A 12,858-nucleotide genomic window follows, 5' to 3' on the forward strand; every position below is an offset into this window, starting at 1 on the left:
TAATTGGCTCGTTTTCTTTATTTTTAAGCGGCAATGCTGAAATTCCAGAGGAGGAAAGATATGTTTGGACGTATGAAACGAGATGTTCAGGTGGTGTTTGAGCGCGATCCTGCTGCGCGCAGTGTGGCGGAGGTTCTCTTTTGTTATCCGGGTCTTCATGCCATTTGGTTTCATCGTCTTAGTCATCCTTTGTATTTGCGCGGCTGGATTTTGCTGCCGCGACTGATTTCCAATTTCGCCCGCTTTTTGACTGGTATTGAAATTCATCCGGGTGCGACAATTGGCGAAGGACTGTTCATCGACCATGGCAGCGGCGTTGTCATCGGCGAAACGGCGGAAATTGGCGATAATGTCACGTTGTATCAAGGCATCACGCTTGGCGGTACCGGGAAGGAAAAAGGCAAGCGCCACCCCACATTAGGCGATAATGTGGTCGTGGCCAGCGGTGCAAAAGTATTGGGCTCCTTCACGGTCGGCGCAAATTCAAAGATCGGCGCCGGTTCGGTCGTACTTAAAGAGGTGCCGATTAATTCGACTGTCGTCGGAATACCGGGAAAAGTCGTCTGGCATGAAGGCCGTCGCGTGACTGGACAGCCAGGCAGCATGGTGGATCTCGAACATAATGACTTGCCGGATCCTGTGGCGGAAATGATGCTGTGCATGCAGCGCAATATCCGTCGTCTGGAAGAGCGGGTCGAACAACTGGAAGGGGAGCTGAAAAAATAATGAGTTTACGTGTATATAACACACTGACAAAACAAAAAGAGGGATTTGTTCCGCTGGAACCGGGCAAAGTAAAGATGTATGTCTGCGGCGTTACGCCGTATAACCATCCGCATATCGGCAATGCCCGCCCTTTTATTACCTGGGATGTCATAAAACGTTATCTGGAGTATTCCGGTTATAAGGTCACGCACGTACAAAACTTTACAGATGTCGATGATAAAATCATCAAAGCGGCCAATAAGGAAGGCGTCAGCTGGGACGCGATTGCGGCCCGTTACATCCAAGGTTATTTCGAGGTCATGGATCGACTGCATGTCCGGCGTGCCGATGTGTATCCGACCGTTTCGGGACATATGGCGGAAATCATCACGATGGTAAAAACGCTGATTGAAAACGGTTTTGCTTATGTCGTCGACGGCGACGTCTATTATCAGGTCGAATCGTTTCCCGGGTATGGCAAGCTTAGCGGTCGCAATCTCGAAGATATGAAAGCGGGCGCACGGGTTGAGGTGGATACGAGAAAAAAACACCCAATGGATTTTGCGCTTTGGAAAAGTGCGAAACCGGGCGAACCTGCCTGGGAAAGTCCTTGGGGCGCTGGCCGACCGGGCTGGCATATTGAATGTTCGGCTATGTCAAAAAAATATTTGGGACACAGCTTCGACTTTCATGGCGGCGGCAGCGATCTGATTTTTCCGCATCATGAAAATGAAATTGCGCAATCAGAAGCATCGGCTGGCGTGGAAGAACCGTTTGTACGCTATTGGCTACATAACGGATTCATTACCGTGAATGAAGAGAAGATGAGCAAGTCGCTGGATAACTTCTTTTTGGTGAAGGATATCTTGGCGCACTATCCGGCCGAAGTATTGCGCTACTTCATTGTTGCGACGCACTATCGCAGTCCGCTCGATTTTAGCGATGAACGCTTGACGGAAGCCGCGCGGAGCCTAGAACGTCTGCGTACGGCTGTTGAAAATCTGCGTCAGATGGAGAGCATGGCTGGCGGCGGATGTACGCCGGCAGGCGACAAATTGCGAGAGTCTGCCATACAGGCGAAGCGTTCTTTTGTGGAAGCGATGGACGATGATTTTAATACGGCGTTAGCGGTGAGCGTCTTATTCGGCTTGGCGAAGGAAATCAACATTTATCAAAGCAGCGTCGTTGCGGGAACTGAAATTCCCGATGTTGACGCATTGCGTCAAGCGAAAGAAGCTTATTATAGCGTCATGGACATTCTGGGCATTCTGGTTGCAGAGCGTGAGGGACGCGGCAAGGAAGAAGAGGCCGCCGGTGTCGTCGAAGGATTGATGGAGTTAATCATTGCGCTGCGCCAGGACGCGCGGCAAAAGAAAGACTGGCCTACAGCGGATAAAATTCGTGATAGTCTGGCGGCACTTGGTATCGTCATCGAAGATTCGGCGCAAGGAAGTCGGTGGAAACAGAAATGAAATTTGAACAATTCCAGTTTCTGATGGAGCGTGTCCTTGAGCAAGGGGAAGGTGAAATGCCGGCTGCCGGACAAGTGTCGGCTTTGGCGCAGGCTTATATCGGCGATGCCGTCTTTTCGTTGTATGTAAGGACGCGCCTGTTGACGCGTGAGCATAATAAAGTGCATATCCTGCATTCGTATGATTCGCGCATGGTATCAGCCGCTTTTCAGGCAAAGGGTTATCGTGCCATCGAAGCCGATTTGAGTGACGAAGAAGCCGCGGTCGTGCGGCGTGGGCGCAATGCCAAGTCGACGGTGCCGAAAAGCGCTACCGTTGCGGAATATCGTGCCAGTACAGGGGTAGAAGCGCTGCTTGGCTTTTTGTATCTCGATCAGCGGCAACAGCGATTGCAGGAATTGTTGGATTGTTTATTCGTTGCAATCATTGCAGAAGTAAAACCGGCTGGAACGCGGAAAAGTCGCCGGGCGGATCAATAAATGAAAACAGCGCCACCTTTTAGAACGGCAAAGCGTGATAAAAGCGGTGCTGTTTTCGAAGTTATATGAGGGAGGCGTAGTTGTTGCGAATCGATAATTTTGAAGCGACCGGCTTGGAACGGGTAGAGACATGGCTGGCGCGTAATGCGGAGATGGAGCTGGATGAGCAAACGCTAGGTGGCATCTTAAAGACGATCAATCTGTCCTTTGTCTTGGAAGGCATTGACCGGGTGCAAAGTACGCTGCTATGCGAATTGAATGATTCTTATGTTCAGCAAAGCCAGCGCTATGTCGCGATGTCAAAGGAAGCCTATCTTTTACCGGATTTTGGTCCTGACGCACGAACAGCGGAAGAACTTACGCAACGGGCTTTCGATCTGTATGCACGAATGTCGCAGCTAAAAGAGGGCGAGTGCAAAGGCCGACCAAAGCCGGAACATTATCGATACGGGATTCCAATAGAGGATGCACGCTATATTCTGCCTTTGTCAACGAAGACAAATCTATGCGTGGCTATGTCCGGAGATAAACTGCTTGATTTATTTCGCTTGTTAAAAGATGAGCGCTATGCTGCGCTGTTTGAAGCAGTCGCTGAGGCGATTTCTTCCCATTTACCGTCTCGACTGGGGCAGTGCCTGGCTAAGGTAAAAGCGGCCAAACCCAAAATCGCGGCCATTGCGGATTTTCATGCGGATTATTTTTCGCGCATCACGCACGAGGAAAATCTGCTGCTGCTGGAGCACTTTAAAGATCTTGACCATCGCGTAGCGATAGGTGCGTTGACCAGTACGGCAAAACAGACGCCTTCACAAACGCTGCAAATTTGGGCGGAGACTGCCGCGGAGAAAGAGCAGAGTCTTGTCAAACGTGTTCTCGGCTATGGGCATGACAGTATTGCAGAGCAGGCGCGAAGCACATTCGGCATGATGTGCAGCATGGTCACTTATCATCAGCAACTGCGGCATCGTCTCTCGCGTAACCAGCGTGAAGAGCTGGAGGCGGTTCTGCTTGATGAAACGCGGGCGATCAAACTGCCGGAGACGATCAAAGATTCGCTTTTTTGCGATGAGTTTCAAACCTTGGCAGCCGCTGTCAAGGCTTTCCGTGTGAAAGTGGCGGAAAAACATGGCGTCGAGAAGGCCTTGGCCTTCTTATTGAACTGTGACCAGATCAAACTGATCCTTTCTTTAAACGCCAGAGCTGACACTTCGATGTTGGCTGATCGGACCTGCATGAACGCACAATGGGAGATTCGCGATTTGGCGATCAAAAAACTCAGGATATTGCGCTCGCTTTCTCCTGTTCTGTATGAAAAAGCGCTTCCTTCATGCGTATTGGGCGTATGCCGGGAAGGAAAGCTCAGCTGCGGCAAGCAAATGCAAGTTCGGGAACAATTTTCTTCATAAGAATGTAGTTTTTTAACTAATTATAATGATGCGTAAGACGGTCTGGATGATTGACAATATAATAAGGGGCGGATAATATAAGCGGGGATGGACTGACGTGATGCCAGGCTGTCGCGTTGTGAAAAGGAGAGGTAAGATGAAACAAGAGCCTAAAGCGGAAAATGAAGAGATTATCGTCGGTCGCAACAGTGTAATGGAAGCGCTGAAAAGTGGTCGCTCGATTAATAAGATATTGGTTGCGCAGGGCGATCGTCAAGGTTCGCTGCGCGAGATTATCGGTAAGGCGAAAGAGCAGGGTTTAGTGGTGCAGACGGTCGATATGGCGCGTCTCGATGCGCTGGGAGGACCGAAGCATCAAGGCGTCGCGGCGATGGTCGCGCCGGTTGCCTATGTAGAGCTTGATGATTTGCTGCAGCAGGTTGCCTGTAGCGGCAAGACGCCATTTTTGGTATTACTCGATGAGTTGGAGGACCCGCACAATGTCGGCGCGATTTTGCGTACTGCTGACGCGGCGGGGGTTCAGGGGATGCTGCTGCCAAAACGACGCACCTGTCCGCTGTCGGGAACGGTGGCGAAAACTTCGGCTGGAGCTGTGGAATATGTTCCGGTTGCGCGCATCGGCAATGTGGCGCAAACGTTAAAATATCTGCAACAGCAGGGGTATTGGATCATTGGCGCGGATATGGAGGGCGACAAACTCTACCATGAGGCGGATTTGACGGGGCCGGTTGTAGTCGTGGTCGGCAGCGAAGGCAAAGGCTTAGGTCGTTTGACCAAGGAATGCTGCGATCTTCTGGTGCGGATTCCAATGGCGGGCAACATCAATTCGTTGAATGCATCGGTGGCCTGCTCGTTATTGTTGTATGAAATTGTACGCCAACGGGGGCTGAAGTAAAGTGAAAGCGCGGCGGATATTATTTATTACCTTTTTAATCATGCTGTTAGTGCCAGGGGTGGTGGGGATTGCTGCGATGCTCCTGTCCGAACAAACCGTCTATGCCGGAGTACGTCTGGCGGGATTGGATATGGGGGGGCGCAGCCGACAGCAGGTAGAGTGGCTGGCTTCCGGCTGGCAAAAGGATTATCAGCAGCGGAATCTTTTATTGGCGCATGAGGGAGAAAAGGTTGCGATATCCGCTGCAGAGCTGGATTTAAAACTGGATACCGGCCGTGCTGCGGAAACTGTCTGGCTGGTTGGAAGGCACGGCTCGCTTTGGGAACGGCTAAGCGAGATTTATCAGGCGCAAGTGTACGGCGCGGAATTTTGGCCGGAACTTAGTTACCGGCAGGATAAGATGGACGCATTGCTTGACTATTGGTCGAATCGCCTGGATAAACCAGCGAAAAATGCATATCTGAGCGTGGCGGCGGGCGGTTTGGTCAGCGATGAAAGAGGCTTTCGTGTGAATCGTGAGAGTTTGCGTCGCCAAATCCTGCAGGCTTTTAGCCGGGGCGATGTTCAGGAACTGGAGATTCCGACCGAAGAGGTGCGGCCTGAAGTGACGCAGGAAGAATTGGCGAAGGCAGGTACGCTACACTTATGGGGAAGTTTTGTTACCCGTTTTAATCCCAAAGATTCGAATCGCAGTACAAATGTTGCGCTGGCGGCGAAAGCGATCGATGGAGTTTTATTGAAACCGGGCGGTGAATTTTCATTTAACAAAGCGGTCGGTCCACGGGTCGTTGAAAGAGGATTTCGTGAAGCGCCCGAGATTGTCGATGGCGAGTTGGTTCCGGGAGTCGGCGGCGGAATTTGCCAAGTATCGTCGACGCTCTACAATGCTGCATTGCTTTCCGGTTTGGCGATCCAGGAACGAACGAACCATGCGAAGCCGCTGTCTTATGTGCAGATGGGGCGGGATGCTACGGTGGTATATGGCGAACTGGATTTTCGTTTTGTAAACGATAGTGATAGCCCTTTGTTGGTACGCAGTGAAGTTATCGGCGACCGTTTGTATGTGGGCTTCTTCGGGAAAATGCCTTTGCAAAAAGAGTTTGAGCTCGTTTCTCTGGATCAGGAGCGCGTCGATCCTAACACGGTGGAAAAGTTTGACCGGACATTGGCGCCGGGAGAAGTGAAAATCGAAAAACAAGGCGATTCCGGCTGGCGGATCCGTACGGTGCGGCTAGTGAAGGAAAAGGGCAAGCCGGTTATGAGCGAAGACCTAGGCCGCGATTTTTATTGGCCGGATGACAAAGTTGTTAAGTTTGGCCCGCCGCTGCAGCCGGTTGAGCCGGAGAAAAACAAAGCGGATGAGGAAAGAAAAGCAAGCAATCAGCCTGCGGTTGCGGGACGAATCTGATCGAGGAGAAGGCTATGGATGAAGTCTTGTTGGTCGATGGCTATAATGTGATCAATGCCTGGCCGGAATTAGCCGAACTATTATCCGAAGACATGGGGCATGCCAGAGACAAGCTGATCGAATATTTGTCCGGCTATGGCGCGTATAAACAATATCAGACGATGATTGTCTTTGATGCGCACCAGGCGGATGGCCCGGGCGGACTCGAACAAATAACCACTGCGCTGGCGGTGGTCTATACGGCGGAAAAAGAAACGGCGGACAGCTACATTGAACGTTCCGCATATGTTCAAGTGAGACAGGGGCGGCGCGTTTATGTTGTGACGAATGACTGGGCGGAGCAGCTGCTGATCTTGGGCGCGGGAGCTTTTCGCATACCTGCGCGGGAGCTGGTTCAAGATGTGCGCAAGGTGCAAAAAGAGATTCGCCAAGGGTTTTCGGATGCTGCGCTGAAATGCCGGCGACAGGAATTGGGCAATCGATTGGATGCCGATGTGGCGAAACGCTTGGATGAACTGCGGCGTAAAGGCTGAGAAAGATTGACTTGTCTGGGCTGGTGCGATATAATGTGCTGTGAAAGCAGCAGTACAGGGGGTTGTTGAAGAAGGTATGCCAATGCCGTTTAGACAAGATGAGGGGGCGAGGCGATGAAAGTCAGTCTACAGGGTGAAATGTACAGTATGTTTGAAAACATGAGCGATGAAGACATCGTCACTGACGCCAGAGAAAACAACAATTCAACCGCTTTGGATTATTTGATTCATAAGTACCGCAATTTTGTACGGGCCAAAGCCCGATCCTATTTTTTGATTGGTGCAGATCGCGAAGATATTATCCAGGAAGGGATGATCGGCTTATATAAGGCCATCCGAGATTTCCGCAACGACAAGCTTTCTTCCTTCCGGGCGTTTGCTGAATTATGTGTGACGCGCCAAATTATTACAGCGATTAAGACCGCTACTCGCCAGAAACACATTCCCTTGAATTCATATGTTTCTTTAAATAAACCGATTTATGACGAGGATTCGGATCGTACACTGCTCGACGTCCTTTCCGGCTCCAAGATATCCGATCCGGAAGAATTGGTTATCAGTCGTGAAGAGTTCATTGACATCGAAGAAAAAATGGGCGAAATCTTAAGCGATTTAGAGTGGAAAGTTTTGATGGCGTATCTTGATGGAAAGTCTTATCAGGAAATTGCCGTGGAATTGGATCGTCATGTCAAATCGATAGACAATGCCTTGCAGCGTGTGAAAAGAAAGCTGGAACGCTATCTGGATAATCGCGGCGAAGAACATGATTTGCGCGGTGTTTACAAAGGCTTGGCCGGCTTTGGTAAAGAAATGCCGCTAGGCCTGGGCGGATTAAAAGAATAAGGTGGCGACGGACGTTTGCTGATGGCGGATGTCCGTTTTTGTTTTCCGCCACGCCAAGTGAAAGCCGCGTTATGTTTTGTCAAAAAACGACTTTGCGGAGAATGAGGAGAAAAGTAGGCGATTATGCCTGGTTTTCTTCTCTTTTCTGCTTTAGCGAGAAAATCGCATTTACGTTATGTTTTGCGAAGGAATGCATATGGCAATGGCGAATATAGAAAATATAGGAAGTGAACGAAGATTCACGCAATGAACGGAGGAGCTATGGAAACGATACGCAGTATTGGCGTGCTTACCGGCGGAGGCGATTGTCCGGGCTTAAATGCGGTTATTCGCGCCGTTGTTCGTACCGCTACCGGTCGTGGTCTAAAAGTATGGGGGATTCGTAACGGCTTTGGCGGTTTGGTTGAAAATCAGATCTTTGTTATAAACAATGCGGATGTGTCGGGAATTTTGCCGCGCGGCGGAACGATTCTTGGCACGACGAATCGCGACAATCCATTTCACTATCGGGTCATTGAAAACGAAGAAACGGTATACAAGGATGTTTCTTCGTTGGCGGCGGAGAATTTGCGCAGGGCTGAAATTGACGCACTGGTTGTGATCGGCGGCGACGGCAGCATAAAAATCGGCGCACGTTTTTCTGAATACGGTGTTCGAGTGATTGCTGTGCCGAAGACGATTGACAATGATATTTCGGGCACGGAGCGTACGTTTGGCTTTGATACGGCTGTAGGCGTCGCCAGCGAAGCGTTAGACAGGCTGCATACGACGGCAGAGTCGCATCATCGCGTTATGGTGCTTGAAGTGATGGGACGTTATGCCGGCTGGATCGCGCTACATTCAGGTTTGGCAGGAGGCGCCGACTGCATTTTGCTGCCGGAAATCCCTTATAAAGTAGCAGGCGTGTTAGCGAAAATAAGACGCCGCCAGCAAGAAGGGAAGCGTTTTAGTCTGATCGTCGTTGCGGAAGGAGCGATTCCGCAGGGCGGCGAACTGACTGGAACGCAAGTGGCTGCAGGCAGCACGGAAAAAATCAGGTTGGGCGGCGTCGGTGAAAAGTTAGCGCGTGAAATTGAAGAGAAGATTGGCGTGGAATCGCGCTGCACCGTGTTGGGACATTTACAGCGGGGGGGGAGCCCGACTGCGTTTGATCGCTTGTTGGCCACGCGTTACGGCGTCGCTGCCGTAGAGGCGCTTTTGGCCGGGAAAGCGGACTGCATGGTTGCCTTGCAGAATAATCATATCGTAACGTTGCCGATCGCTGATGTCGTCGGCAAGCCGAATCATGTAGAGGAAGACGGCGAACTGGTGGCGGCGGCACGTGCAATCGGCATCGTCTTTGGCAATGAGGCGGAATCCTGTTAATAGCATTTACAGATAAAAAGTGAAAAAGTAAAAGGGGGATTAAAGATGATTGCTTCACGACAAAAAATGTTGGCCATTGTGTGCGGTGGTGGACCGGCGCCTGGAATCAACAGCGTGATCAGCTCCGTGACGATTGAAGCAAGAAAAAACGGTTGGGAAGTACTGGGGATTTATGATGGTTTTGCCCACTTATGCAAAGGAATAAAAAATGTCGTGCCGCTGACAATCGACATGGTTAGCCGAATTCATTATGACGGCGGCAGCATGCTCAGAATGTCTCGCGCCAATCCGACAAAAGCGGAAGAGTCATTGCGCAAAGCGGTAGAAACACTGCTTGACCTTGGCGTGACGCATTTGGTGACGATCGGCGGTGATGACACCGCATATTCAGCGTTTAAGATCAGTGAATATGCGACGCAGCAATTAGGCATGAGTCTTCAAGTCGTACATGTGCCGAAGACGATTGATAACGATTTGCCGCTACCGGAAGGGGTGCCGACGTTTGGCTTTGAAACCGCGCGTGCGCTTGGTGCACAATTAGTCAGCAACCTGATGGAAGATGCGCGGACGACTGGGCGCTGGTACTTTGCCATTGCGATGGGGCGGACGGCAGGACATCTTGCGCTTGGAATCGGCAAAAGCGCGAGTGCGACGTTGACGATCATTCCCGAAGCGTTTGGAACGGGACAAATCAGGTTACAAAATTTAGTCGACCTTTTAACGGCTTCCATCATTAAGCGCCTTGCGCTAAAACGCGACTATGGCGTGGCTGTGGTGGCGGAAGGGATTGTCGAAAAAATTGCGCCGGAAGATTTGAAAAACCTTGAAGCGCATTGCTTTGATGAACATGGTCACATCCGTTATGCGGAGTTGAATTTTCCCGAACTTCTTAAGCAGGCGGTCATGAAGAATCTCTGCGATCTTGGCGTCAAGATGACGATCGTTGGCAAAGAGATTGGCTATGAATTGCGCTGTGCGCCGCCGAATGCTTATGATATCGAGTACACCCGCAACTTGGGATATGCCGCCTTCGATTTTTTGCGAAATGGCGGAAGCGATGCCTTAATCACGATCCAGAACAATCGAATCACCCCGATTTCGTTTGCGGAGATACTCGATATGCAAACGAAGAAAACGAAAGTTCGCATGGTCAACATCCATTCGATCCAATATCAGATTGCCAAAGAGTATATGGTTTTCTTAGAAAAAGACGACCTAGATGATTCGATGAAGCTCAAAGCTCTTGCTGCAGTGACGAAACTGTCGGAGGGGGATCTTGTCAAACGTTTTGCCGCTGTAGCCCTCTAGCAGAGGAAATACATCCAAACCAGTAAGACCGAACGCATCCGAGTGATGGGCAAGTGAAAGGACATTCTTGGGCTAAATAATGAAAAAAAGACAGGCATTTTAAAAGGAATGCTTGTCTTTTTATTTTGCTCTCAAAGGTATTTACAAGTAAGTTTAGATGTGATATCATTATATCTCGTCAGCGGCTTGCTGGTGTAGCTCAATTGGTAGAGCAACTGACTTGTAATCAGTAGGTTGTGGGTTCAATTCCTATCACCAGCTCCATAGTGGATGGGTTCCCGAGTGGCTAAAGGGAGCAGACTGTAAATCTGCCGGCTCCGCCTTCGCTGGTTCGAATCCAGCCCCATCCACCAATATTGTTTACAAGCCAAATCAACAGCAAAGCGGTTCTTGTAAAAGAAACGGCGGGTGCTGATTACGTCATTGCCAAGGGATGAAATGGCGTTATGAAAGCAAGCGGAACCGGCGGTTGAAAAAGACACAGGAAACTTTTAAAAAGATATTGACATAATATCGAACATCCCTTATAATGAATAATGTCACTAAGACAAAGCGCTGGTGTAGCTCAATTGGTAGAGCAACTGACTTGTAATCAGTAGGTTGTGGGTTCAATTCCTATCACCAGCTCCATAGTGGATGGGTTCCCGAGTGGCTAAAGGGAGCAGACTGTAAATCTGCCGGCTCCGCCTTCGCTGGTTCGAATCCAGCCCCATCCACCAACTTAATGATATACCACTCATCGCGGGGTGGAGCAGCTGGCAGCTCGTCGGGCTCATAACCCGAAGGTCACAGGTTCGAGTCCTGTCCCCGCAACCAATTTAACTTTATCAACCTTTTCTCATCGCGGGGTGGAGCAGCTGGCAGCTCGTCGGGCTCATAACCCGAAGGTCACAGGTTCGAGTCCTGTCCCCGCAACCAACATGCTGGTGTAGCTCAGTTGGTAGAGCGTATCCTTGGTAAGGATAAGGTCACCGGTTCGATTCCGGTCACTAGCTCCACATTCATATTGGCGGCGTAGCTCAGTTGGCTAGAGCATGCGGTTCATACCCGCAGTGTCCGCGGTTCGAATCCGTGCGCCGCCACCATACGTAAGCAAAACTTCGTCTTCGGGCGAAGTTTTTTTGTCTTGTAAGCAGGAATTGGCGGACGTCGGGCGAATATCTCTCTGTTGTAAAATATTTCTGCGCTAGCGCATAAAATAGGGAGAAATCCCTACTAATTTTAGGGAGGGTTAAAACAAAATGGCAAAGAAAAAGTTTGAAAGAAACAAACCCCACGTAAATATCGGCACCATCGGTCACGTTGACCATGGCAAAACTTCGTTGACTGCGGCTATCACCATGGTGTTGGCCAAAGCCGGCGGCGCTGAGTTCATGGCATATGACATGATCGACAAGGCTCCGGAAGAAAGAGAACGCGGCATCACGATCAACACCGCACACGTTGAGTACGAGACTGAAAAACGTCACTACGCTCACGTTGACTGCCCGGGCCATGCTGACTATGTTAAAAACATGATCACCGGCGCGGCTCAAATGGACGGCGCAATCCTGGTTGTAAGTGCTGCTGACGGCCCGATGCCGCAAACGCGCGAGCATATCCTGCTCTCCCGCCAAGTTGGCGTTCCGGCAATGGTTGTCTTCCTGAATAAGGCTGACCTCGTTGACGACGCTGAACTGATGGAATTGGTTGAGATGGAAGTTCGCGAACTTCTCTCCAGCTACGATTTCCCTGGCGACGACATTCCTGTAGTTTGCGGTTCCGCCGTAAAAGCTCTGGAATGCGCATGCGGCAAGCGCGAATGCGCTTGGTGCAGCAAAATCCTCGAACTGATGGACAATGTCGACGAATACATCCCGACGCCGGCTCGTGCAACGGACAAGCCGTTCCTGATGCCTGTCGAGGACGTGTTCACGATCACTGGTCGCGGCACTGTTGCTACCGGTCGTGTAGAACGTGGCGAAGTTAAAGTCGGCGAAACGATTGAAATCGTTGGTCTGAGCGAAAAACCTCGTTCGACGGTTGTAACCGGCGTAGAAATGTTCCGCAAGCTGCTCGATTCGGCAACTGCTGGCGACAACATCGGCGCACTGCTGCGCGGCGTTGAGCGTAAAGACATCGAACGCGGCCAAGTACTGGCAAAACCGGGTTCGATCAAACCGCACACGAAATTCAAAGCAGAAGTATATGTCCTGAGCAAAGAAGAAGGCGGCCGTCATACTCCGTTCTTCACCAACTATCGCCCGCAGTTCTACTTCCGTACAACGGACGTAACCGGCGTGGTAAACCTGCCGGAAGGCGTGGAAATGGTTATGCCTGGCGACAACATTCAAATGCACATCGAACTGATCACGACGATCGCTATCGAAGAAGGCTTGCGCTTCGCGATTCGCGAAGGCGGCCGTACTGTCGGCGCCGGCGTTGTAACTTCGATCGACGCATAA

At 50.6% G+C, this 12,858-nt stretch carries 11 protein-coding genes and 8 tRNA genes; all 19 read left to right on the forward strand.

The window, feature by feature from the left end; all coding sequences use genetic code 11:
* Positions 1-60 precede the first annotated feature (60 nt).
* The 19 genes from cysE to tuf all read left to right on the forward strand — a co-directional run bounded on the left by cysE (position 61) and on the right by tuf (position 12,858).
* Positions 61-726, forward strand: coding sequence for a serine O-acetyltransferase (cysE, locus tag QTL79_RS17175; RefSeq protein WP_346356182.1), 666 nt, complete (start codon positions 61-63; stop codon positions 724-726).
* Positions 726-2,177: a cysteine--tRNA ligase gene (gene cysS / locus QTL79_RS17180; RefSeq protein WP_346356183.1), complete on the forward strand. Its 1,452-nt coding sequence runs from the start codon at positions 726-728 to the stop codon at positions 2,175-2,177. The genes cysE and cysS overlap by 1 nt, the downstream gene beginning before the upstream one ends.
* Positions 2,174-2,656: a Mini-ribonuclease 3 gene (locus QTL79_RS17185; protein WP_346356184.1), complete on the forward strand. Its 483-nt coding sequence runs from the start codon at positions 2,174-2,176 to the stop codon at positions 2,654-2,656. The genes cysS and QTL79_RS17185 overlap by 4 nt, the downstream gene beginning before the upstream one ends.
* A gap of 83 nt (positions 2,657-2,739) precedes the next feature.
* Positions 2,740-4,062 (forward strand): FAD-dependent thymidylate synthase, encoded by a 1,323-nt coding sequence (locus QTL79_RS17190; protein ID WP_346356185.1) that lies wholly within the window; start codon positions 2,740-2,742, stop codon positions 4,060-4,062.
* A 136-nt stretch (positions 4,063-4,198) separates the two neighbouring features.
* Entirely contained in the window at positions 4,199-4,957 is a 759-nt protein-coding gene (gene rlmB / locus QTL79_RS17195; protein ID WP_346356186.1) for a 23S rRNA (guanosine(2251)-2'-O)-methyltransferase RlmB, read from the forward strand.
* 1 nt (position 4,958) lies between these two features.
* Positions 4,959-6,365 carry a VanW family protein gene (locus tag QTL79_RS17200; RefSeq protein WP_346356187.1) on the forward strand — a complete coding sequence of 469 codons (1,407 nt, stop codon included), beginning with the start codon at positions 4,959-4,961 and terminating at the stop codon, positions 6,363-6,365.
* A 14-nt stretch (positions 6,366-6,379) separates the two neighbouring features.
* Complete coding sequence (locus QTL79_RS17205) at positions 6,380-6,898, forward strand: NYN domain-containing protein (protein ID WP_346356188.1); 519 nt, start codon at positions 6,380-6,382, stop codon at positions 6,896-6,898.
* A 114-nt stretch (positions 6,899-7,012) separates the two neighbouring features.
* Positions 7,013-7,741: an RNA polymerase sporulation sigma factor SigH gene (gene sigH, locus QTL79_RS17210; protein ID WP_346356189.1), complete on the forward strand. Its 729-nt coding sequence runs from the start codon at positions 7,013-7,015 to the stop codon at positions 7,739-7,741.
* Between the two features lie 261 nt (positions 7,742-8,002).
* Positions 8,003-9,106 carry a 6-phosphofructokinase gene (locus tag QTL79_RS17215; RefSeq protein ID WP_346356190.1) on the forward strand — a complete coding sequence of 368 codons (1,104 nt, stop codon included), beginning with the start codon at positions 8,003-8,005 and terminating at the stop codon, positions 9,104-9,106.
* 45 nt (positions 9,107-9,151) lie between these two features.
* The gene (gene pfp, locus QTL79_RS17220; RefSeq protein ID WP_428845492.1) at positions 9,152-10,414 is read left to right on the forward strand and encodes a diphosphate--fructose-6-phosphate 1-phosphotransferase; all 1,263 of its coding nucleotides are present in this window, start codon (positions 9,152-9,154) and stop codon (positions 10,412-10,414) included.
* Positions 10,415-10,602: 188 nt separating this feature from the next.
* Positions 10,603-10,678 (forward strand) — tRNA-Thr (locus QTL79_RS17225).
* A gap of 4 nt (positions 10,679-10,682) precedes the next feature.
* Positions 10,683-10,767, forward strand: a tRNA-Tyr gene (locus tag QTL79_RS17230).
* Between the two features lie 201 nt (positions 10,768-10,968).
* Positions 10,969-11,044: transfer RNA gene (locus QTL79_RS17235), tRNA-Thr, on the forward strand.
* 4 nt (positions 11,045-11,048) lie between these two features.
* Positions 11,049-11,133, forward strand: a tRNA-Tyr gene (locus tag QTL79_RS17240).
* Between the two features lie 21 nt (positions 11,134-11,154).
* Positions 11,155-11,230, forward strand: a tRNA-Met gene (locus tag QTL79_RS17245).
* 26 nt (positions 11,231-11,256) lie between these two features.
* Positions 11,257-11,332: transfer RNA gene (locus QTL79_RS17250), tRNA-Met, on the forward strand.
* Between the two features lie 4 nt (positions 11,333-11,336).
* Positions 11,337-11,412 (forward strand) — tRNA-Thr (locus tag QTL79_RS17255).
* A 10-nt stretch (positions 11,413-11,422) separates the two neighbouring features.
* A tRNA-Met gene (locus tag QTL79_RS17260) sits at positions 11,423-11,499 on the forward strand.
* Between the two features lie 156 nt (positions 11,500-11,655).
* A complete protein-coding gene (tuf, locus tag QTL79_RS17265) occupies positions 11,656-12,858 on the forward strand; it encodes an elongation factor Tu (RefSeq protein WP_346354654.1) in 1,203 nt (400 codons plus the stop codon).

The organism is Azotosporobacter soli, assembly GCF_030542965.1.
Taxonomy (GTDB): domain Bacteria; phylum Bacillota; class Negativicutes; order SG130; family SG130; genus Azotosporobacter; species Azotosporobacter soli.